Here is a 22130-nt window from a genome sequence, read left to right on the forward strand (position 1 = left end):
CCGAAGGCAGGAGCGCTGAGTATTTAGCCCGCTATAGCGCAGGTTTTGCGAGCTACCCTTTGCAGGATTTACGTTAAAAGCACATGGAACTGAATTAAAACCGCCACCACGCTTGCCACCAAACCTTCACGGTCTATCGTGGCCTGCCCCAGTTGCCATGACCAAGAAGAGTCAAGCAAAGACCTGCCCCCTCGCTTTCATTGCTAGGGTGAGACATATATGCCAAGTAAATTTAAAAGAAATTGCCAGCATCTTACAAACACCATTGCGTACTTCTGATAGTCAAGGATTACCACAGCAATAAACCCAAAAATAAACGGCAACCATGCACACATCTTGAATACTCCAAGCCTGCCCACTAGTTTTGTTTCTTCGATAACCAGACTGGATTTCATTTCCTGGATGGAGCTTTTAAGGTCGTCCGGATATATTTCTTCCTTCCCTTCAAATGCTCCTAACACAATGTTTTTAGCATGTCTTATTCGCCCCAACTGCCCTTCTTGGTTGCGAATTATTAAGTACAAAATCAAACCGATTAAAAACAACCCTGCCAATATGAGCCCTCTTTCTTTAGAGGATTGGGTATTTAGCATTCTTATAATACCAATCACTGAAAGAGGGAGGCTCAGTAATTTCCCAGTGATATCAGAAATTACTTTTGAATACTGACCAGATATTTCAAATTCAGCTGATGCGACCTCTCTTTTTGCTTTGTGAAAAGCAAACCCACTCATGTACACTGAGAGATTGTTTTTATATTCTAATAACAAGTCATTCCAATTTTTTACAATATATGCAAATATAGAATCATTACTTGATTTTTTTGAGATAAACTCTGCTACTGTAACTCTAAATACGTCTTTCCTAGTTTCAGCATGTGCATTTTCAAACGATTCAGAGCATAGCGACTCTATTACATCTAAATTAATAGTATTAAGTTCAACAAGTTCTGTGGTTATATCAGGTGTAATTTCGATTGACTTTATACCTGAACCGTTATCAGGGTTAAAGAATACTAACTTATACTTTTCAGATGATGCTTTATAGTCGTGATAAACTGCAAGATTAGACAAGTGTTTAATCAGCCTGCACAATATTTTTATATTCTCAATTTTTACATTTTTGACAGAATCACTACTGAAGTAATCTTCGTCTACTATATAAAATGAACGGGGTAGATCTCCTTTTAAAAGTGTTCTAAATTCAATCAACTCTCGAATTGATTTAAAAAATCTTTCTGCAGTATTAGTTGGCGTCCTGATAACGCAATCAATTTCACGATTTTGACGAATATCTTCTATGCAAGTCGGTTCCTCACCATCTATACTTAAATGATCTATTAACTCTTTGCTTTCTCTGAATAAATCCTTTACAAGAAGGCTCAGCTCACTTGTCAAAGCACAGTTAAATTCAAATGTACCGTTTAATATATTTGGCCTGCCAACAGACCTGTATGCGTTCACAAGTGTTTCTAGTGACATTATTAACTACGAGACGAGAGCTCTTTTTCTATATCGCTAACAATAGAATTGGTTAATTCGTTGATAACCAGTTTTCTGCTTTCTCTATTGTAATAAATTTCAGCACTTTCATTTTCACCTAGCGCACTCATTTCAAATTTAATTTCCCAATTGTCTGATTTTGCTACAATTTGCTTAAACTTATCTAGTGATTTTTTACTAACAGAGAATTCCCTAGGTATACTAGCCTCTTCACTATTCAATTTTTCAGCCAATTCGTATGCATATCCATCAGACTGCCCATCTTCTTCCGCAGGAAAATAAGCTCTAGATAAATTTTCTATTTCGCTAATTTTAGCAGCTTCTCCTGCAGCTTGCTTGCCTGATAAATAATGAATAACCTTCTCCTTAAACTCCCTGGCTTTTGGTTTTAGTACGTCTGAATTTCTAAAGTAATTATAACACTCTTTTACAACGTTAGAGGTTGCCTTTGAAGATGATGTCCCAGGTGTACAACCAAGTGATTCAATGAAGTAACCAGCAACATCTTTGTTGGATTGAGGACTGATGAAACTCAAGTAAGTCAACTCTTGTCTATCATCCACACCAGCAGCTGACCACGCCGTTAACCTTGAAAAATTAACCCTGGCTGCCTGGTGTAATCTGCGCAGATCCAGCTCAATTAAAGAAACCGGTTCAAGCTCTTCATTAAACCTAATCCCATCTTTCTGTTTTATCATTGAAACCAGAAAGAACCTGTTTCCACGGTTGCTGTAATCAACGAATAAGATATACCCACCAGATGAGGCTGTTTTGCCTTCAGCCTTCTGATACAAAGACACCATCGCCTTCTTTGATATATGGATAAACTGCTGGTCATTCGGGGACTGAATAGCTGCGTATTCCAAGAATTTGTCTGGAAACTCCCCACGCCCCTCATCTTCTCGGAAAGTTCCGAAATTTGCACTGTTGCCGCGCGTGCCATACATCCCAATTATATCAGCAATCAGCTTTTCAACCACTTCATTACCGGTATCTAACACGGCATCGCGATAATTACTCTGCTGTATCGCTTGATGCTGCTCTTTTACCAACTCGTGAACAATAACATTATTGACTATCAAGTCTGGCATACTTTGCTTTCTCCTCTTAGATGAACCCGCTTATCAACCTCTAAGCTTTTCTAGCTTTGCTTGCAATTCTGATAGTTGCTTCACTTTTGAATTGACCATCATTACAGAAAGTTCCGCTTGGGAAGTGTTTTTAAGCTTACCGTTCTTCCAGGCATGCGATTCTGAACGGGCCCGCCTTAACTGTGATTCAACTTGGCTGATTTGCTCTAGCAACTTTTCCTCATCTTCCTTCATTCTTTTTACCTATTATGTTTTTTTTGCGGATGCTGTATCCTTGGCGAGGGATTTAGCTAGATGCGGGATCTCGGCGATAGACGAGCTCTGGCTCTGGTGAGTCTGGGTTATGTTCAAGAATAATGACAGGGGACGTATCCCGTTTCCATGTTCTGTTGTCATAAAATATATTATTCTGCTTGCTGAAGTAAATAATCTTGAGCTTCCTATTTCCAAGTTAGGGCCGCTAAATTTTAAGCTCACTGCAAGGCAGTTTTTCGAGGTACCCTTTGCAGGATTTACGTTAAAAATAAATTAAATCTGCCACCGCGCTTCCTGCCAAACCTTCACCGCTTATCGTAGCCTGTCTTCGATAGACGCCTGATTTTGACATTTCACTTTGTTTTGCTATATAGCACTTCTCTATTACTAACCACCAAAGTTTTGCCTTTTGAGTAATAAGCGCAATGAGTACTACTACATATCAATGAATACACTTCCAACTTTTCATTACTGTTCTTTAAAGACAGTGTTTTTACTGGTATCTCATTTTTTTCTATTTTATTTACATATGACTTTGCATATTCTTTCCCTGACTTAACACTAGATAATATAGCGACCAGAATCATTAAGTAGAAAATCAACATAAAGCCAGACAGAACAAACGCTTTTGAAGAAAAATCTAAAAAGCTACCTTTTTTGAGTAAATTAGATTTTTCAAACCCAATTTTCCGCAAATATTTATATATCTCTTCTGTGTTTACATATCTTGGCATTAATGATGCTACTTCAGCCATCATTACAATCAAAAAAGCAGAAAAGAATAAATAAACTATGCTAGGACTAAGTATAGTTACAACAGAAACAAAACCTGTAAAAAAAGTTCTATCTGGCGATAGTTGAAATAACGACTCCTCAATAGATAACTCAGATAAAAACCCTTGGTGAAAAGATAAACCAATTACATAAAGTCCAGCCAAAGTTAAACTTATTATTATTGAAGCATGTTTAAGCATTGAGTATATTTCTAATATAGAATGTAGATATAGCCAGAGCGCTTTGCGCGCGACACCTTGCTTATATACTTGTTATTTTTATTTTATTTTTGATGCTGATATTTTTGGTATAGCATCAATTACAACAATATTTTCAGCCTTTTCTTGCTTCATTGCTTTAAGTATTTTTTCAACTTTTTTAATCTCTGGCATCGTGTAACATAGAATGACTTTAATATCAGAAATGGACTTTGATGCTTTTTTGTAAATTTCTGTTTGATTTCTTAGGTTATTTTTTAACGATGATGATCTTGCGAGCTTAAATTCAACAATGGTAGAATCTCCACTGCCAAATGATATTTTATAATCTGCAGGCCCTCTGCCGTTATTTACTTCTGAGTTGACATCATATGGAGAAGCATACCATGTCAATCTAAATATACGTTGTATGGTGTCCTCCGATGCAATAGGCTTTCCATTTTTATAGAAAATTCGATACCCATCATTATTTTCAATGACATCTTTAAGGTAGTTTGCTCTTTTTAGTGCTTCGCTATAGCTATTAGGCTTGATATTGTAAAAGTCACTTCTTTCCAATACTGTTTCACAGAACTCAATTAATGTAGATATTAACTCGTTTCTGACCTGCTCTATCTTCTTTTTAGATAGTTGTTTTGATTGATTTTTATTTCCTTCTTTTTGAAGAATGTAGTAATCAAGGATTTCTGGAAATTCTCTAATGGTTTGAGAAACAGCCATTTCAAATTCTTTCTTCCTTGGATTTGGAGGAAGTGCCCTGTAAAAGTAGGAATTGATTGCTTGCCTTAGTGATGAGTTGCCAATAGAATTGGTTATGTTCTTGAAATCACCTACTAGATCACTGTGGTTAATGAATGAACTATCTTTAGTGAGGATGTCCATTGGAGTTAGAAGGATAAAGTCGCCATTTTCTTCTAAGTATAAGTATGGCAACTCAAACTTCTTTGGTTTCCAAATCTGAAGTGCTTCATCGAATACACACCTGACACTGAAAATCTTTCTTTGGTGCTCTTCAAGGTGTAGCTTAGCAAACCGTTCTGTGTATTCGAGTAAATATTCAAGGATTAGGTTCGCTGAAAAGTCGCTGATGAAGTCTTTACCTACCCCAGAGTCAATTAATGTTAATTTCTCTATATGGGATTCAGATGTTACTTCTTCGTCACCAAAATTGATAAAAAAGCCATTAAAAGCACTAATAATGTTTTTAGCAAACTTGGGCCCTAAGCCTTTGCCTTGATTACCATACTTACACAGACCTAACCAATTTTGACGAATTTCAGGGAAACGAAATAGATTTAGATCAGAAAGATCTTGTTTTTCAATTGCGATTTTTTTGAGGGATATAAGGTGACCGACAATTTGTTTATGTAACTTTTGGTATTCTAAATTATCTGATGCAAACAAAAGGAACGGGTCTATAAACAATGGAAGGTCTGAGTCTAGGCAGATATTCAAAGCGCCATATTCATCTAAAACTTTCTCTTCAATATCGAAGTAATGCGAAAACAAAAGTTTGATTTTCATATGGTTCCTATAGATAACGTTAAATAGTCGTCAGCCCTAATTGTGAAACTTTTGGTTTCTCGTCTAATTAAACACTCTTTTTTATCTGGGCCTATTTTACCTTTAACCACCATTTTTCACTTTTTGGCACCGATCTACATGATCCAAAACAAGCATATATGACCATTATAAATCCGAGACCCAATTGAATAATTTACTTATTCAGCTATACCTCTTCAAAATATAATTTTAAGACAAAGTGGTTGAATCATTATACGTCTCTCCACTTAAAAGAAAAGGGCAAAACACCTAATTTTACTTAGGTATTTTGCCCTTTGTCTTTGTGAGCCCTACTATGTGGTGGGCATGAGATTGCGCTTTTTAAAATAATAGTGTCACAGCATGTTCCTCACGTTACCTCATGTCCTAGCCATACAACTTTTCCGATAAGAAAAAATTCTTCTATAATTATTTCATATGGCGGGTATTTCATGACATTTTCACTGGTTGCTATCAATCGGTTGCCCTGCCTGGAGAGTCTTTTGACTTTTACTGTATGATCTTCCCTGAATGCGTAGGCTTTGCCGTCAACGATATCTTCTAGCGTTTTTTTTGACATATCGACCAAAACAACATCACCGTCATAGATAAACGGCTCCATTGAATCTCCGATTATCTCAAATAATGCCATATCTTTGGGATTACCTTTCCGCCTGATAAACTCAGTTCTAAAAGAAAGATTTGCTTCAATCTGATCTGATATTTCAAACGATCCGTGCCCACCTGAAAGTTTCGCTTTGTATTTAGGGACAAGTGTGAACTCACAATCAACCAGTTCGCTTAAGCTAGCCGATTCAAACATTTTACCATCACCTGTTAACAACCAGGTTTCACTAACACCGAAAAGCAACTCTGCGAGCCTTGCCGTTGGCTTTTTCAACCATGTCTGCCCAGTCTCGATATCCTTAACAGGAGAATAGCTATTGTAGCCCATCCTTGAAGCTAATTCGCGCTGTGTAAGGCCCACTTTTTCACGAAAAATCTTTAGCCTTTCACCCAAAATAGCTTTTTCTTGCTTTTTACCAGTTGACATAATCGCTAATTGTAGCTAAACCTAATAGCGAAAAAAAGCTATTTAGAGATTAGCACCAACCTTTTCTAGTTTAATTTAGCTAAAATAACATCTGCCGAGTATCAAATGCCCCAAACAACCACCACACAATCAACCGTCCCAGTAACCTTCGGGCCAGCCTTCTTCCGCCTGATCCAAGGTGCAGCTTCCAGGCACAACATGTCTGTCGAAGCCTATATCCAGCACGCGACCTTTAAGCAGGTTTCAAAGGGTAACCCCCAAAATCGGCTGGTGGTTCTCAGCGAATGCCTTGTTCAAGCTCTTGGCGATAACCTACCGCAAGATGATGAAATTACATTCACTTTAGTTAATCAACTTTGATCATAGACCAATAACCAACCAAAAACAACAGGAGGCCACCATGACCACTCAAAAACTAACATTCAACCAGATGCGTATCAAAGGAAAAATCATCGCGATTGAGACTGCCGGTAAGGATCAGGACAAAACCTACTATCACCAGCTAGCACTTCCAGGCAAAGACGAATACGACTCTCCCTCTGGAATCATCGTCAGCAGCAGCAAGATGCTTGGCGGTGAAGATCAGGTTGTTGAGTTAACCGCTGAGTTCTCCGGTTATCTCAAACGCGTTCGCTACTTTGATAAGGATACAGGCGAACAAAAAGAGTTCATGCAGCGTAATTATTACTTCAAGGAAGTAGCTGCTTCCGCCTGATGCTCTTTGTTGTTCCCTCTGAACCGGTGAAGAGCTGCCACGGCTTTCGGCTTCTGCCGGTGCCGTGGTGGCTCTTCACGGATAAGTTGTCCCCTTTTCGTTTCTGGAATTTTTTCATTTTTCAGAAATATAACCATCAATCTTAAACAATGAGGAATCGATGAAATGCCGGAATGGACCCCAATGATCAGTTCAGCGTTCTTTGATGGAGTACGAGCAGATTTACTTGTTGCCGTGAGCGGCATCCTCTCGCTGGTACTCATCATTTTAGGTCTGGCAATCCTGACCAAAGCCTTTGGTAATTAATTGCCATTAATCGGGAGACGGCGACAGCTCCCACTATCACAACCCTAAGGAGGTTATTCATGGATGCATTATTTACTGCTGTAGACATCACCGGTCTTTCGACCAACGTTTCCACACTGATGATTGGTTTCATTGGTGTCGGACTGTTGTTCCTTGGCCGTCGTTACGTCGAAAAAACCATGAAAGTCCGTACATAATACACGGACATTGTACAGGGGAGGGAGACCTCCCCTTCTACTTATGGAACCTATTGATCCTTTTTCGTATCTCTTTGACGCTGCCGGTCAACTCACGGGCGGGCTTGTGACTGATCTTCAATCAGCATTTTTAGGATTACTCGTTTTGGGGTTTATCCTGCTCGGCCTTGACGTGATCAAAGAAGCGTTGCTCAACAGCTCTGCAGTGGTTGATTCTTTTGGGCAATGGCGGTCTTCGCGTCATCTTGCCAGACTTCGCCGTGAATCAGGCGATGATGAGTCCTTTCGTTATAACGACAACGGCATAGGCCTGGATTCAGGAATCTATCTTGATGAAGATCGATGGAATGCTTTAGACGATGCGCTTGAAGAAACCAAGGCTAGATCTGTGAGAGGGAAAAAGATGAGTTCGTATGAAGTGGAAGCAATGTTTGACCGGTTGAGGTCCTGATTATGGAAATAAACTTTACCCTTTTTGGTGCAGGTGCCGGCCTTGTTCTTCTCGGCTGGATAATCGGCTTGGTGGTCAGCTATGCCTTTTCTATTAACCGCGGCATAGGGAGGCTTGGCTCATGACCCCGCAGGAACTTACGCTGATTCTGGAAAACATCACTCTGCAGTTGAGCGATATTATGTCTTTTGGTGCTGGTGCCTTATTCGCGATTGCCTTTGTAATCTCTGCCCATACACGGTGGTTCTGATGAATGATAGTTTTGATTGGGAATATTCGGACAATTACGACCTGCCGACACGTGCAGACGTGGAACGGTGGGAAGATGAAAACAGGGTATCTGATACGACTGAGAAAGACGATTTCTCGTACTCTGTGCCATTCTGATTGCCATGATCACGTTACCAGAAGGTTTTGACGCTGCTGCATTAGCTACTGAGGTGTTTGGCATAGCTGCCCCCTTTGTTGCTATCGGCTTTATTATCGCGTGCGGATTTTTGATTGTGAATATCCTGCGCAATGCCGGGAAATCTGTCTCATGAGTTTGCCTATTCCTTCCTTTGCTAAGATTCGGCTGGTTGCCCTGGTGATTGGGTTTGTGGTGGTTTGCTTTGTTGTTGGGGCTATGCTCCAATTATTTGGTGGTCGTTTATGAAAGTAATTCTCGCCGGTCGAACACTATTTTTTTTCCCCTTTATATTCTTTTGTTCATTCTGCTTTTGTAATGATGATCTTGGCATTTCTATCGCTATAGCTGTGGTTCCTCCTCAAGGAAGTATGAGTTTTACAGGTGGTGAGGTCAAAGGTGTTTATGGTGAGGGGCAACAAGGTGATGCGTTTAGTGCCTGTCATGCTGTGAGTGCCTATCAGTGCAGTACAGCATTCCAGTATACAACAGGGAAGAATATATGTTTAGTCGGCGGGTGGTGTGGTGATTGGAAGTATATCCGCAACTATATTAGCAATCAGACCTACGCATATTATCTCTACCATCCAGACTATGTACCCCAGGAACCATGTGTTGATGAGATCGACGCAGCCACAGATCTCTGCGGTTCTGCCAACTATACCATTAACCTGGAGACCTGTTCATATTCCTGCCTCTGTGACCCTGATACCATGCAGGCCAAGCTTGATACCTGCGAGGAAGGCGGCACCCCTGACGTTGACTACAACAAATGCACTGTTACGTGTGAGGAATGCACCCAAGAAAAAGCAGACCTGGAAGCAGAATGCGGTGCTGCTGGTGTAACAGGTGTCGGCCCTGGCGGATGTGGTGGTCGTTGCCGTAATTGTAGTGATTACTGGAACGATGCTGCAGAAGATTGTTCCACTCGTGGTGGTGTCGTTGACGGATGGTGCAGAGATACAGAAGGGAAAATATCCGGCAAGATTGATTGGACCTGCGCAACAGAGCTGCCTGATGAGCCAACACCGGAGCCAGAGAAGGCAGAAACCCCACCAGAGAAAAAGCCCGAGAAAGAACCAAAGCCTGACGCCCCGGCAGATGATCCCAACAATCCTGCCCTGGATGAGAATAGAAACAAATGGCTGGAAGCTATCAAGGGCGATCTGGATACCAGGATTCAGCAAGGCAATGAAGAGCAAGAGTTCCTTGCCAATATAGCTGAAAACGCAAAGCGCATGACTGACAACCAGTCGATTCTTGCAAAAGGCCTGGATGGCATAGCCTCTGCTGTCAAAAAGCTTGATAGCACTGTTGCCAACTCCGGTAATAGTGGCACTGAAGTAAACCTTGATAACTCTGGTATTGAATCTCGCCTTGATGGGATTGGAGAGAAAATTGAGGAACTCACACCGGGTGACGATTTCGATGAAATCACTACCAGTGATTTTGATGAAGCCTATAGCCTGGACGAAGAGTTTGACGTATCTGATCGCTTTGGCACCTTTGTAGACACCATCAAAACCACCGGCCTTTTTTCCGTCCCTGACCAGTTTTTTGGCTCTCTCCCTTCTGGTGGTTCCTCCGTTATCCATATAGATGCCGGTCAATACGGTGACCACAGTGTTGACCTCAATGATACGCTTGGCCCTGGTCTGCTTGTTCTGCGCTCCATCTTTGTCATTATCTTCGGTTTTCTCTCCATTCGCGCAGTTGTCATGAAAAGGTAGACCTATGAAATTCCTGGACACCCTTCACACGTGGCTCTCTGGCTTTTGGGAGGCAATCTATACCGGCTTTAGCTGGATAATGGATGGCCTGCTGCTTGCTCTGGAGTTTGTTTTCTTTTCGATCGTTGATGGATTTTTCACGGTTGTTGAAACATTCTTCGCCACTCTGGATCTCTCTGCCGTTGCTTTCAACTATGCTGCTCAATGGTCAAGCCTACCGGATCAGGTGGTATGGCTGATCAGTGGTGTTGGTTTGCCCCAGTGCCTGACCATGCTTGGCGGTGCGTATGCATTGCGGCTCGTGCTCAACCTTATCCCTTCTGTCCTTACTCGGGTGTAATCATGATTATTGGATTTGCCGGTACTCCCGGCTCTGGAAAGACATACGAAGCGGTTAAAAAGATTCTCGATAATCTGAAGACTGGTCGGATTGTCTACACCAACATTGACGGCATCCTGGACCCTGAATGTAAGGAAATGATCAAGACCGTGTGTGGTCTTTCTGATTTTGCCCTGCAGCGTCAGTTGAAACCTTTGGCAGCGGACGAACTGCAAGATTTCTGGATGCACATTGAACCGGCCTGTCTAGTGGTACTGGATGAAGTGCAGAATGTCTTTTCTTCCCGTGATTGGTCATCGGATAAAAACAAGTTCTTTGGCTCCTGGGCCTCTACCCACCGTCACCACGGTTTTGATGTGGTGCTGATCACGCAGAAAATGGAACGGATTGATTCCGCCGTTCGTGCGCTCCTGGAGTGGACCTATGTTTTCCGCAAGGTCAATTTCTTTGGCGGTGCGGTGCAAAAAAAATACCTCTGTTACAGCTATGGCGGCGAAGATACCAGCGGTTCGCCCCTGGCAAAGAGTACCAGAACCTATGATGCACGTGTTTTTGCCTGTTACAAGTCCTATGTCTCCAAAGACGTCAAGGAATTGAACATCATGAAGCATGTCAACGTGCTCAAGCATCCTGTGTTCTTTGCTATCCCGGTGGTGCTGCTGCTCACCCTGTATATGGTCTTTTCCAAGTCAAGCATCGGTACAGGTGATTTCTTTGGCTCCAGGAAGGCCATGACCCAGTATGAGGAATCCAAAAAGAAGGAAAACAAGAAGAAAGCTGTTGCTCCAGCTGCTCAACCTTTTTCCGAACATACCCCGCACATTGCACAACTGATCAACAAAGACGGTCAGATTGTTTTTACCAATCGAACCCAAACGGTACAGAACCATGATCAAAGCAAGTAACGTTCTATTGGCCTGTTTCTTTCTGCTCTATTCCTGTCACCCTGTACATGCTCAACAAACAACCTCCAGTGGGGTGAGTGTTGATTTTGAAAATGCTACCCTCTCTGAAGTGATTTTCCTTGTCTCTGAACTGACCGGTGCCGGTTTTGTCTACACTGACCTGGAAACACCTAAGCCGGTCACCTGGTCACAGAAGAATATCTCTAGGGCTGACTTGATGAGTACCTTTGCCAAGGTTGTTTCCACCCTTGGTTATTCCTGCCAGCTGATCAAAGGCAAAACGAATTTCTATACCATCAAACCGGATGCCCTGGTTACCGATGGTTCAGGTGACGCTATCGGAGTGTATCACCTCAAGAATGTCAGTGCTGAGTCTATTACTGATTCGGCAGCGGCTCTTTATGGTACCCGACTGACCATATCCTTTCAGGAAGAAAATCAAGCCTTGGTTTTCTCTGGTTCTCCTGGGCTGGTTGAAGATTTTGCGAGTTTGCTTGAACGGATCGATCAGCCAAGGGCAACCGATATTGCCACCATTCGGCTTCAGCATATTTCTGTGCGTGCAGCGATGAAAGCCTTAACCGATCTCTCTATATTTGAAGATGCGGCTTTCCCTGATTATTGGAACCGCTCAATCCTGGTGCATGGTGATGCGTATAAGCAGAATGTTGCCCGTGCTACCCTTATGGCAATCGACCAACCACAAGAAGGTTGGGTGGATCAGGTCGGCTTTGTCCATACCATTGCAGCGGATCAGGCGGTGGTTATCCTCCAGGGGCTTTACCCTGGGCTTGAGATACGTGAAGTGGCAACCAACAGGATTCTTATTTCTGGAGAAGATCAACTGGTTGATCAGGCCTCTGTTACTCTCACCAAGATTGACGGCACCGGCCTTCAGGTCAAGGTAGAGGCGGTTATTGCTTACCTGACCGACCGTGAATTTAAAGAACTCGGAATCAGGCTCTCCTATGACAACGCCTCTTTCTTTGGCGCGATCAACGATACTATTATCGATAGCCTGATCACCAGAAACACCGGACTCCTGATCGATTACTTTGATGATATCCTTGGCCTCACCTTTGCTGCAGAAAAAGGTAAGGCCCATGGACAGATTCTTTCCTCTCCGGTGCTCACGGTTCTCAATGGTCAGGAAGCACGAATTCATGTAGGGCAGAATGTGCCGTATCTCTCTGAGGCCAACGTAGACAAGAACAACGGTCAGGACGTTGGTACCTCCATCAAGCGTGAAGATGTAGGTATTACCTTCCGGGTTACCCCTTCCATTGAACCTGATGGCGATTTTATCCATCTGACAGTTGATCAGATTGTTTCCAATGTCACCAGTGATTCAGAACTCAGCCAGGATGCCATTGATATCATACTGGACAAAAAAGAAATCTCCTCAACCGTCTTGGTCGGTAACGGGGATACGATCTTCCTCGGTGGCCTCCGGTCAGAAGAGAGTGGAAACGCTACCGACCATATTCCTTTCCTGGGTGAGCTGCCCTTGATCGGTCCTCTGTTCTCCTATCATGTGGAAAAACAGGAAACGAGGCACTTGGTTGTTTCACTGCGGGTCAATGTGATCGGCAAGTCAGGCTGATACATTTGTATTCTAAAATTGGAGGTTAAAAATGACTGGGCAAGAAATCACAAAACATACAATCCAGAAAATTGAAGAAATCGTTGCTGAAGCTAATTTAGAAAAAGATCAGTTGAAAAAAAACTTCCATTTTAACACCGCTTACGGAGCGTATTACCTCTGGTTGAGGTTGACTGCAACGGAATCCTGCAAGGCATGGCATATTGAAGCAGATCAACGAATAGTGGAGATCTTGTTTTGATTGTTTTCAACTCCCCGAGCCAGCATTACCGGAGAGTACGGTTAATACATTTTGCAAAAAAACAAAAAACTCGCACCTACCGTTTATCCTCCCCCCTTGGAAAAGTTGAGTGAGCCAATACACAAGCGCAGCAAGTGTATGCTCATTCGGCTTTTGCAAGGCAGCAAGCGATAGCGCGGTAGGTATTACAACGAAAGGTTCATTATGAAAACGATCTTGGTCAGATACTGCAGGTCATGCGGTCATATAGGAGAATTACCCAAGAACATGCTGAAATGTTGCCCCAAAGGTCCAGGAGAGCTGATTCCGCTTACTGAATTGAAGCAGGCGGTTGAAATCGGCTTTACCTTCATCGCTTTGACAAAAGCTGTTGCACTGAAACAGCAGCTTCAATCAAATCAATAAAGAAAAGCCCCTCTGCTTGTATGTTTGGCGACAGCAGCAGAGAGGCTTTATCACAACACTAAGGACAGTGTTATGCACACAATACAGACTCCACAATCTACACACAAGCAAATTCAACAGGCTACCACCGAACTCCCCACGGAAGCGGGTTTGGAAGGGTCGCAAGCCCGAATAGCATGCGACCCCCTAGTAGCCAGCCTACCGACCAAGGTTCACCGTGGCTTGGACTTTTTGAAAGTTTCTTTTTGGATCGATTTCAGTTCCAGCCGACTGTTTGAAATCCTCGAATTCATGAAACGGCAGCTCCAAGATTCCGAGTTTGATCAAGCGGCTTGTTTCGCGGAATACGGGTTGAAGTGGAACCTCCATCGAACCGGCACCAAAATGTTCAAGTTTCGGCTGAGCATGGGGGACGTAACCTTGATGCTGAACAAGCGGAAAGCCGATGGAGTTATTCCTACTGCCAGATTAGAAATAGGGTCACTTTCTTCACAGACTAATTTTTACTCCATATATGAAGATGTCCTCAAGTGGCTTGAATATTATGAAGGAACGGTGGTGACGGAAAAAGTCTCTGAAGTTCATCTGGCTGCAGACTTCATCGGGGTTGATATCAGAACCCTAGGCATCCAGGATGAAGATAAATGGATTCACCGTTCTACAAACTTCCTTCAACGCAATTATTATCGAAAGCTCAATTCTGTCACCATCGGCCATGGCAACTTCATGCTCCGGATTTATGACAAGGTCCTGGAACTCAAACGCTCAGATCATAAACAGGAAGTATTTGCTGAGCTATGGAGTCAAAACAAGTTTGACCAGGCCCCCGTCACCAGGGTCGAATACCAAATCCGGCGTCCGGTCATGAGAGAGTTTGCTACCAAGAAAGATGGCTTCAGAATCGTGACAGTAAAAGACCTTATGCTGTCCTTAAGCGGCCTGTGGAAATACTGCACTACCGACTGGTCCAAGTTCATGAGTACCGTTGTAGATCGAAAAAATAAACATCAGAGTCGCGCTGATTACTCCGAGTTCTGGAAGATAGTTCGCGCTGTTGTATGGACCGGTGTTCATGAAATCAATCGTCAAACACCAACCAAGCATAAAAACATTGATGCCCTTCGAAAACAAGCACGCGGTATTTTTATGTCGATCATGGCCTTTTTTGTAGAAGAACCCGATAACATCGACAAGATAGTTTCCCTCTCTCAGGATCTCCTTGAAGAAGACCTCCATCAGTTCTTTGAAAATGAATCTAAGTTTATAAAACGGATGAAGGTTAGAAGAGCTGAGGCTCTTATTACTGAGGGTTCGGCTGAAGAAGCATTACTTAAGGCTGCCTAGTACTGACATCCTTCTTTCTAGTTTTGAAATGAATATTCATTAATCCGACCAATTACAGAATATTATGATTATTAGCCAGGAAACTTTGGCAGATATCACCGGATACTCTCGAACACCGGAAATTGCCGCTTGCTTAACACGTCAGGGAATCAGGTATTTGCAAGGTAAACGTGGAAGGATCTTTACCACTATTGAGGCACTAAACCACGCGATGGGAGCAACTGAATTGCATCGACAGGTAACTACTGCAAATCAAGAAATTGAGTTCTAAACATGCCCAAAAAACGTACTATCAATACTTGGTTACCTAAATACGTTTTCATGGTCAATGGCAGAGTTGTCTATCGTCCCTACATCCCTAAGGGCAAAAGGGATCTGATTGCAACAGACAAGCAAGGTCGGCTGAAACCACCAATCAAATTAGGAGTGCCAACAGACACCGAAGAAAAACTTCTTCGTGCCTACATTGCTGCAAAAGAGTCTCTTGAATTTCAAGCTGACCAGAGCAAAGGTACTCTTCGATGGTTAGCTGACCATTATTTACAATCTTCACGCTTTGCACGACTCAAAAGCAAAAGCCAAAAAGACTACAGGAACAAATTACTCAAAATTCTCGACTTCCCGGTTAGAATTAACAGACAACAGGCAAAAGTTGGTGATATACAGGTTGTGCAGCTCACAAAACCATTGTTGAGAAACCTGCTTGATAAAATGCTTGAAGATTGCCTGAAGCGCGGGATCTCTGGCAAATCATACGTTAATGGACAGTTCAGAATTCTCTCTGCAATGATAACCTATGGTATTCAATACGTAGCTGATCTTGGAGTTGACTTTAACCCATGCATTGGGATTGAACTACACCGCGAGAATACAAGAGAACGTTATGTCACAGACGATGAATTTTATCTGCAAATAGAGTTTGCCAGACAGCATGGAGCCGATTACTTGCCTGTATTCTTTCTACACGCCTACCTTCTCGCTGGAAGATCTATTGAAATTGCCGACCTCAAACTAACATCAATTAGCGAGGAAGGATACACAGTCAAAAGAAGAAAAGGCTCAAAAACAACTCTGATTCTCTGGTCAAAAGCTCTTGAAACAGCACACGCAGAGGCGTTAGAATTACATAACACAAGACCAATCGACTCGATTCATTTAATACCAGGAACCAGCGGTAAAAAACTTACTGAATCAGCTTTAAGATCAGCCATGACCAGGTTGAAACAAAAAATGTTTGCAGCAGGTCTTCAAGATGTATACTGGGATCTGCACGACCTAAAGAGAAAGGGGTTGTCTGATGCAGAAGACGACCGAATAGCAGGTCATAAATCGGAAGCAATGCGGAATCGTTACAAGGTAATTGTAGAGAAATTTAAGCCGCCGAAATGAGGTTTTTTGCCTAAAGTAGGCAAAAAAGGGTTTAACTAATCTTGAACAGAGAAGCTAAACCCTTGATATAATGGAGCCGATATCCGGACTTGAACCGGAGACCTACTGATTACGAATCAGCCGCTCTACCAAGCTGAGCTATATCGGCTCCCATGTAGAATATGAAAATTACCATAGGAATTTTGAGGTTTATTGATGTAGCAATTTTATGGTAAGGTGTCAAGTTTATGAAAAGTTATTTTACCATTCTCCTCATCATTTTTTTCGTGGTCGCTGGATGCCGCACCGAAGAGCAAGCTGAAATGCCTGCGTCTTCCTCTACTACTGATCGTATACAGCCTGTACTTCAGCCAGGGTGCAAAAGTTGCCATCCAGAGGTTGCACTTGATAGCAACCACTCTTTTCCCTGTACCCAGTGCCATAAGGGTGACAATACGGTCGCAGACGAAAGCCAGGCCCATCAAGGGCTGATCGCGCACCCTGCTCATCCTTCTACCATGGCGCAAACCTGCGGTAATTGCCATGCACAAGAGGTGCAGCAAGCTCAAGCAAGCATTCATTTTACGCTGCGCAACAAGATAAATACAATCCGGACTCACCTAGGAGCACAGGACGAGCTTGCAACGCTTACCGCCGTTCCTGTTCCGGAGAATATTTCCACCGTGGTGGAACTCGGTGATGACATGCTTCGCAGACGCTGTCTTCGCTGCCATGTATATTCTTCCGGTGATCCGTATCCTTATGTTTCGCACGGCACGGGCTGCGCTGCCTGCCACCTCTCTTTTAATAACACCACACTCACTTCTCACACATTTACCAAACCTGCGGATCACAATTGCTTGAGTTGCCATTATGGGAACTATGTGGGCAGTGATTACTATGGAAAATTTGAAAACGATTATAACTGGGAATACAGAACACCCTATGCCACCCGTAATCCTTTTTTACGGCCTTATGGCGTGGAGCAACTTAACCTGGCTCCTGACATCCACCAGCAGAAAGGACTGGTCTGCATAGATTGCCACCCAATGAGCGGCCATGGCAGACAGGAACGCGTTCGCTGCACCACCTGCCACGGGTGGCAGCCCGGCTTACCGGTGCCTCCCTCTCTCCATCTTGAGCAACAAGGTGAGGCCCTGATATTAACGGGAACAACTTCTAACAAACAGCACTCTGTGCCAACGCTCCGCAATCCTGTCCATGCACAATACGCAGACAAAGTGGATTGCCAGGTCTGCCATGCACAGTGGAGCTTTAATGACCAGACCACCCACCTGTTCCGTTCCGAATCAGAAGACTATGACATATGGGAACGTTTAACAGTCCAAGGCAGCGAAGAGGTAGAAACCCTGCTTGAGCATAATCTTTACAGTGATGACGAGGAATACCCCCTTGCCATGCGTGATGGTATTACCGGCGAACTACGTTCCGGAATATGGTACAAAGGCTTTACCCAACGCAGGTGGGAACAGATGATTATTGATATAGATATTGACGGCAGAATCAGGGTATTTCGTCCTGTACTCGATCTTCGCCTTTCCATGGTCACAGAAGATGATGAGCTCGTCTTTGACAATGAAAAAGGACCTGGCAAAGGATTGTTGCCCTATACACCCCATACCACAGGCAAGGCTGGTTTATACTACAAAGATCGCTTTCGGCATCTTCTTCCCGACATACCTCCTGACAGCTAAACACAATGAAACGTACCGAATTTTCATATACCTTTTCTTTTGCAGTCTGTCTTTTTCTTGGTGTGCTCACCTTTGGCTGCAGCTCTAAGACACCAACCTATTCCCCGCAAAAGCAAGGGCATAAACAGGAAAACAAAAAAACGTATAGCAAGCCTACCCAGCGACCCTACGTCATAAACGGCATCAGGTATTACCCCATTCCTTCTGCTGAAGGATATAGTGAACAGGGAAAAGCCTCCTGGTATGGAAAGAAGTTCCATGGCCGGAAGACAGCCAACGGTGAGACCTACGACATGTATGCCGAGACCGCCGCCCACAAGACCCTGCCCATGGGAACCATGCTCCTGGTAACCAACCTTGAAAACAATAAGCAAATTGTCGCTCGGGTAAACGACAGAGGCCCTTTTGTCAAAAACAGAATTATCGACCTTACCTATACAGGTGCCGAGTCACTAGGGATGATAAAAAACGGAACGGCAAGGGTAAGAATAGTCGCTCTTAGTGATGAGCAGCCACAACCAGCGCAGCCGCAGCATCAGGATGAGCAAAGCAAAAGAGAGCTGCAGCCTCTTGTTGCCAACAAGTTCGACCAGGGTAATTTTTACGTACAGGTGGGCGCTTTTATAGAGCTGGAAAACGCAAGAAAGCTGGCCAAGAAGTTTGCCCTTAAAGGGCGCAATGTGACCATACAGCAATACCCGGCAGCGGGAATGCAACTCTACCGAGTTATGGTCTTTGCCGGAACTTCACTTGCAAAGGTTAAGGTGTATGAAAAACATTTGGAACAAAACGGATTTCCGGATGCGTTAGTGCTTGCCCGTTAATGAAAACACCTTATACCGTGTTGGCGAAAAGCGAGTATTCATAATTTCGAACCTTTCTCACAAAGGCTCTGACAAGATTATGATCTTTTCTGCCGGGCTCTTTTTCAAGGCCCGAATTAGCATCTATCCCGTAAGGGCAGACACTCTCCAGGGCCTGGGTAATATTATCAACATCAAGACCGCCTGCCAGGAGATAGGGCTTTTGCAGGTACAGCTTGTCAATCATCGACCAGTCAAAAACTTCGCCAGTTCCCCCCACAGCATTTTTGTTATAGGTATCCAGCAGAAAACCTTTTACATGGGGCTTATAGGGTTCAATTCTTTCTGCCGTTAATTGCGGGCCTACTCGAAAAGCCTTGATCACCTCACACGGGGCAGCTATCCTGGTCAACCGTTCGCAATATTTTGGGGACTCAGTTCCATGGAGTTGCACGTAATCAAGACGGCAGTAATCGATAATCTCCTCGACTTCCTTTCTTTTTTTATCAACAAAAACCCCTACTATATCAACAAAAGGGGGAAGCTGTTCTATGATTAATTTTGCCTCTTCCGGATCTATATGCCGCGGGCTGGACTCAAAAAAGATAAAGCCCAAAGCATCAACGCCTGCCTGCACGGCGGTAACAGCATCGTCATACCTGGTGGTACCACATATTTTAATCCTGAATCTTTGCTGATGTATCATAGTGATGCAAGCTCCTTGAGCAGGCTCCCATCTGTTCCACTACGCATAAGACTCTCGCCGATGAGCGCTGCTGTCACGCCATGTTCTTTTAAACGCCGCATATCTTCAACAGTGGTAATTCCGGATTCACTGACCACCGGGATAGAATCCGGAATCAACTCCAGCAGCCGAAAGGTGGTATCAAGATTTACGGAAAAATCATTAAGGTTGCGATTATTAATGCCGATCAATTTACTCTCTGCAGCAAGCGCAGATTCCAGTTCTTTTTCATCATGCACTTCGACCAGTACATCCATATTGAAACCTTCCGCAATCAACCGGTACTCGCGCAGCTGTTCTGTTTCCAGGATCGCTGCAATCAAAAGGATTGCATCGGCTCCGACCATGCGTGCCTCGCTAATCTGCATGGGATCTATGATAAAATCCTTACGCAGCACAGGCAGATCAACCACATTGCGCACCAAAGGAATATAGGCCAGTGCGCCCTGAAAAAAGTCCACGTCGGTTAATACTGATATTGCGTGCGCGCCATTGGCTTGATAGTGGGTAGCAATGGCCATGGGGTCGAAATCAGGCTGGATAACCCCCTTGGAAGGGGAGGCCTTTTTGGCCTCGGCAATAATTGCCACACCGGAGGCATTTTGAAGAGCATCGATAAAACCACGTGGTGGATCAAGATCTTCAGGAGGTGACATCACTCCTTTTCGGTACAACTCTGCTACTTCTTCCTTTTTTCTAGCAACAATTGTGTCAAGTATCATGATTAACGAATAGTATTAATGGTCGCGAAAGGCAACCAGTTGATCGAGTTTTTCAAGGGCAGCGCCTGACAAAATGATATCTCTAGCTCTGTCAACGCCCTGCTGCATATTGTCCACTTGGCCTGCAGCCATAAGCGCTGCTCCAGCGTTGAGCAAAACCATATCGAGCTTTGGCCCGGCAGTGCCTTTGAGGACAGAACGAACCTGCTCTGCAGATTCTTCTGCAGTGCTGCCGCCTCGCACGGCATCCATTTCGGCCCTTTTGAGACCGAATTGTTCAGGGGTTACAGCCATTGTTGCAACACCCCCACCATGCCCGTCGGCAATATATGAAGTCCCGCTGATGGTCAATTCGTCTATATTGCCTTCGCCCCACACTACCAAGGTACGCTGCATCCCCAGTCGAACAAGTACTTCGGCAAGTATCGAGGTCAGTTCTTTGGCAAAAACACCGGTGAGCTGCACATTTGCCCCGGCAGGATTGGTAAGTGGTCCTAAAATATTAAAAATGGTCCGGATACCTATCTCCCGGCGAGGGTTAATGGCATACTTCATTGCGCGATGGAGCATGGGAGCAAAAAGAAACCCGATGCCAACAGAACTCACACATCGGCCAACCGCTTCCGGGCTCATGGACAGATCGACGCCAAGGGCCTCAAGCACATCGGCACTGCCACAGCTTGACGACACCGCTCTGTTTCCATGCTTGGCAACAGGTATGCCTGCCGCAGCAACCACAAAGCTGGTGGTGGTGGAAACATTAAAACTCCCTGAACCGTCTCCGCCGGTTCCCACAATATCCATCAACAGATTGCCGGAGCTGGTATCCACGCCGGTATCAACAAAAGTTGCCTTATCGCGCATAACCTTGACAGCACCGACTATTTCGTCAATGGTTTCGCCTTTCATCCGCAGGGCGGTGATAAAGCTGCCAATCTGGGCCTCAGTTGCTTCTCCGCCCATAATTTCTTCCATAACCATGATCATCTCCTGTTCGGAGAGATCAATTTTATCAACAATTTTGCTGATAGCCTTTTTTATCATAGCTTGACCATTAGTTACTTTGTTGGAATGCGCCTAATCTACCTGAGTAATTGTTCATAGTCTGGACGTAAAAAGGTATGCAGTAGCTGCAACCCCTGCCCTCCAGTCATTATGGATTCGGGATGAAACTGTACCCCTTCGATGGCAAATTCTCTGTGCCGGATGCCCATGAGTTCTCCCTGATCGCTATGGGCGGTAGCCATAAGGCAATCAGGCAGGCTTTGCTCGTCAACAATCAGGGAATGATACCGCATGCCCTGAAAAGGATTTTCCAGCCCGGTAAATACTCCACGATTATCGTGATGCATAGGGCTTGTTTTGCCATGCATCAGCCGCTGGGCACGCACCACCTGTCCGCCAAATGCCTCTCCAATAGACTGGTGCCCAAGACAAACGCCAAGGATGGGTATCCTGCCGCAGAAGGCCTTGATAGCTTCCATGGAGATACCAGCTTGCTTAGGATTTTTAGGGCCGGGTGAGACCAGTAAGCGCTTGGGCTGCAGCGCTTTGATCTCGTCGACACTGATCTTATCGTTACGAAAGACTTTTATTTCCGGAGCCTGCCATGATGCAGATGCATCCGGCGGAGCGGTCGTCAAGGTTTGAACGATATTATAGGTAAAAGAATCGTAGTTATCAATTATAACAATCACG

General features: G+C 44.0%; 29 protein-coding genes and 1 tRNA gene. 19 read left to right on the forward strand and 11 right to left on the reverse strand.

What is annotated here, in order from left to right:
- Positions 1–203: 203 nt before the first annotated feature.
- The 6 genes from ACHZCY_RS05290 to ACHZCY_RS05315 form a co-directional block, all read right to left on the reverse strand.
- Positions 204–1481 carry a hypothetical protein gene (locus tag ACHZCY_RS05290; protein WP_319548084.1) on the reverse strand — a complete coding sequence of 426 codons (1278 nt, stop codon included), beginning with the start codon at positions 1479–1481 and terminating at the stop codon, positions 204–206.
- Positions 1482–1483: 2 nt separating this feature from the next.
- Complete coding sequence (locus ACHZCY_RS05295) at positions 1484–2593, reverse strand: nucleoid-associated protein (RefSeq protein WP_319548085.1); 1110 nt, start codon at positions 2591–2593, stop codon at positions 1484–1486.
- A 33-nt stretch (positions 2594–2626) separates the two neighbouring features.
- Entirely contained in the window at positions 2627–2827 is a 201-nt protein-coding gene (locus ACHZCY_RS05300) for a hypothetical protein (protein ID WP_319548086.1), read from the reverse strand.
- Positions 2828–3201: 374 nt separating this feature from the next.
- On the reverse strand, positions 3202–3822 hold the full coding sequence (locus ACHZCY_RS05305) for a hypothetical protein (RefSeq protein WP_319548087.1): 621 nt from the start codon (positions 3820–3822) through the stop codon (positions 3202–3204).
- 78 nt (positions 3823–3900) lie between these two features.
- The gene (locus ACHZCY_RS05310) at positions 3901–5364 is read right to left on the reverse strand and encodes a hypothetical protein (protein WP_319548088.1); all 1464 of its coding nucleotides are present in this window, start codon (positions 5362–5364) and stop codon (positions 3901–3903) included.
- Between the two features lie 388 nt (positions 5365–5752).
- Positions 5753–6436, reverse strand: a complete 684-nt coding sequence (locus ACHZCY_RS05315) for an XRE family transcriptional regulator (protein WP_319548089.1) — start codon at positions 6434–6436, stop codon at positions 5753–5755.
- A 105-nt stretch (positions 6437–6541) separates the two neighbouring features.
- On the opposite strand from ACHZCY_RS05315, the gene ACHZCY_RS05320 reads away from it, so the two are divergent.
- The 17 genes from ACHZCY_RS05320 to ACHZCY_RS05400 all read left to right on the forward strand — a co-directional run bounded on the left by ACHZCY_RS05320 (position 6542) and on the right by ACHZCY_RS05400 (position 16468).
- Positions 6542–6796, forward strand: a complete 255-nt coding sequence (locus tag ACHZCY_RS05320; RefSeq protein ID WP_319548090.1) for a hypothetical protein — start codon at positions 6542–6544, stop codon at positions 6794–6796.
- A 40-nt stretch (positions 6797–6836) separates the two neighbouring features.
- Positions 6837–7151, forward strand: a complete 315-nt coding sequence (locus ACHZCY_RS05325) for a hypothetical protein (RefSeq protein WP_319548091.1) — start codon at positions 6837–6839, stop codon at positions 7149–7151.
- A 165-nt stretch (positions 7152–7316) separates the two neighbouring features.
- On the forward strand, positions 7317–7457 hold the full coding sequence (locus ACHZCY_RS05330) for a hypothetical protein (RefSeq protein WP_319548092.1): 141 nt from the start codon (positions 7317–7319) through the stop codon (positions 7455–7457).
- Between the two features lie 59 nt (positions 7458–7516).
- The gene (locus ACHZCY_RS05335) at positions 7517–7654 is read left to right on the forward strand and encodes a hypothetical protein (protein ID WP_319548093.1); all 138 of its coding nucleotides are present in this window, start codon (positions 7517–7519) and stop codon (positions 7652–7654) included.
- Between the two features lie 43 nt (positions 7655–7697).
- Positions 7698–8105, forward strand: a complete 408-nt coding sequence (locus ACHZCY_RS05340; RefSeq protein ID WP_319548094.1) for a hypothetical protein — start codon at positions 7698–7700, stop codon at positions 8103–8105.
- Between the two features lie 2 nt (positions 8106–8107).
- Positions 8108–8230, forward strand: a complete 123-nt coding sequence (locus tag ACHZCY_RS05345) for a hypothetical protein (protein ID WP_319548095.1) — start codon at positions 8108–8110, stop codon at positions 8228–8230.
- The gene (locus ACHZCY_RS05350; protein ID WP_319548096.1) at positions 8227–8355 is read left to right on the forward strand and encodes a hypothetical protein; all 129 of its coding nucleotides are present in this window, start codon (positions 8227–8229) and stop codon (positions 8353–8355) included. Before ACHZCY_RS05345 ends, ACHZCY_RS05350 begins: the two co-directional genes overlap by 4 nt.
- Before the next feature lie 142 nt (positions 8356–8497).
- Positions 8498–8647 (forward strand): hypothetical protein, encoded by a 150-nt coding sequence (locus tag ACHZCY_RS05355; RefSeq protein ID WP_319548097.1) that lies wholly within the window; start codon positions 8498–8500, stop codon positions 8645–8647.
- Positions 8648–8756: 109 nt separating this feature from the next.
- Positions 8757–10241 carry a hypothetical protein gene (locus tag ACHZCY_RS05360; protein WP_319548098.1) on the forward strand — a complete coding sequence of 495 codons (1485 nt, stop codon included), beginning with the start codon at positions 8757–8759 and terminating at the stop codon, positions 10239–10241.
- A 4-nt stretch (positions 10242–10245) separates the two neighbouring features.
- Positions 10246–10581, forward strand: a complete 336-nt coding sequence (locus tag ACHZCY_RS05365) for a DUF2523 family protein (protein WP_319548099.1) — start codon at positions 10246–10248, stop codon at positions 10579–10581.
- A gap of 2 nt (positions 10582–10583) precedes the next feature.
- A complete protein-coding gene (locus ACHZCY_RS05370; protein WP_319548100.1) occupies positions 10584–11486 on the forward strand; it encodes a zonular occludens toxin domain-containing protein in 903 nt (300 codons plus the stop codon).
- Positions 11470–13089 (forward strand): secretin N-terminal domain-containing protein, encoded by a 1620-nt coding sequence (locus tag ACHZCY_RS05375; RefSeq protein ID WP_319548101.1) that lies wholly within the window; start codon positions 11470–11472, stop codon positions 13087–13089. The genes ACHZCY_RS05370 and ACHZCY_RS05375 overlap by 17 nt, the downstream gene beginning before the upstream one ends.
- Positions 13090–13120: 31 nt before the next feature.
- The gene (locus tag ACHZCY_RS05380) at positions 13121–13330 is read left to right on the forward strand and encodes a hypothetical protein (RefSeq protein WP_319548102.1); all 210 of its coding nucleotides are present in this window, start codon (positions 13121–13123) and stop codon (positions 13328–13330) included.
- A gap of 204 nt (positions 13331–13534) precedes the next feature.
- Positions 13535–13735 carry a hypothetical protein gene (locus ACHZCY_RS05385; protein WP_319548103.1) on the forward strand — a complete coding sequence of 67 codons (201 nt, stop codon included), beginning with the start codon at positions 13535–13537 and terminating at the stop codon, positions 13733–13735.
- Positions 13736–13807: 72 nt separating this feature from the next.
- On the forward strand, positions 13808–15079 hold the full coding sequence (locus tag ACHZCY_RS05390) for a hypothetical protein (protein ID WP_319548104.1): 1272 nt from the start codon (positions 13808–13810) through the stop codon (positions 15077–15079).
- Between the two features lie 64 nt (positions 15080–15143).
- On the forward strand, positions 15144–15350 hold the full coding sequence (locus tag ACHZCY_RS05395) for a DUF4224 domain-containing protein (protein WP_394713358.1): 207 nt from the start codon (positions 15144–15146) through the stop codon (positions 15348–15350).
- A 2-nt stretch (positions 15351–15352) separates the two neighbouring features.
- The gene (locus ACHZCY_RS05400; RefSeq protein ID WP_319548105.1) at positions 15353–16468 is read left to right on the forward strand and encodes a site-specific integrase; all 1116 of its coding nucleotides are present in this window, start codon (positions 15353–15355) and stop codon (positions 16466–16468) included.
- 71 nt (positions 16469–16539) lie between these two features.
- On the opposite strand, the gene ACHZCY_RS05405 is transcribed toward ACHZCY_RS05400, so the two are convergent.
- Positions 16540–16616 (reverse strand) — tRNA-Thr (locus ACHZCY_RS05405).
- Between the two features lie 79 nt (positions 16617–16695).
- Between ACHZCY_RS05405 and ACHZCY_RS05410 the strand changes: the two genes are divergently transcribed.
- Positions 16696–18162: a hypothetical protein gene (locus tag ACHZCY_RS05410; RefSeq protein ID WP_319548106.1), complete on the forward strand. Its 1467-nt coding sequence runs from the start codon at positions 16696–16698 to the stop codon at positions 18160–18162.
- Between the two features lie 5 nt (positions 18163–18167).
- The gene (locus tag ACHZCY_RS05415) at positions 18168–18986 is read left to right on the forward strand and encodes a septal ring lytic transglycosylase RlpA family protein (RefSeq protein WP_319548107.1); all 819 of its coding nucleotides are present in this window, start codon (positions 18168–18170) and stop codon (positions 18984–18986) included.
- Between the two features lie 10 nt (positions 18987–18996).
- On the opposite strand, the gene ACHZCY_RS05420 is transcribed toward ACHZCY_RS05415, so the two are convergent.
- The 4 genes from ACHZCY_RS05420 to ACHZCY_RS05435 are packed head-to-tail and all read right to left on the reverse strand — an operon-like array spanning position 18997 to position 22129.
- On the reverse strand, positions 18997–19671 hold the full coding sequence (locus tag ACHZCY_RS05420; protein WP_205224004.1) for a phosphoribosylanthranilate isomerase: 675 nt from the start codon (positions 19669–19671) through the stop codon (positions 18997–18999).
- Positions 19668–20432, reverse strand: coding sequence for an indole-3-glycerol phosphate synthase TrpC (gene trpC, locus ACHZCY_RS05425; RefSeq protein ID WP_319548108.1), 765 nt, complete (start codon positions 20430–20432; stop codon positions 19668–19670). The genes ACHZCY_RS05420 and trpC overlap by 4 nt, the downstream gene beginning before the upstream one ends.
- Before the next feature lie 15 nt (positions 20433–20447).
- Positions 20448–21476: an anthranilate phosphoribosyltransferase gene (gene trpD, locus ACHZCY_RS05430; RefSeq protein ID WP_319548109.1), complete on the reverse strand. Its 1029-nt coding sequence runs from the start codon at positions 21474–21476 to the stop codon at positions 20448–20450.
- A 38-nt stretch (positions 21477–21514) separates the two neighbouring features.
- Positions 21515–22129 carry an anthranilate synthase component II gene (locus ACHZCY_RS05435; RefSeq protein ID WP_319548110.1) on the reverse strand — a complete coding sequence of 205 codons (615 nt, stop codon included), beginning with the start codon at positions 22127–22129 and terminating at the stop codon, positions 21515–21517.
- Position 22130: the final 1 nt, after the last annotated feature.

The organism is Desulfogranum marinum, from assembly GCF_963675105.2.
Lineage (GTDB): Bacteria > Desulfobacterota > Desulfobulbia > Desulfobulbales > Desulfobulbaceae > Desulfogranum > Desulfogranum marinum.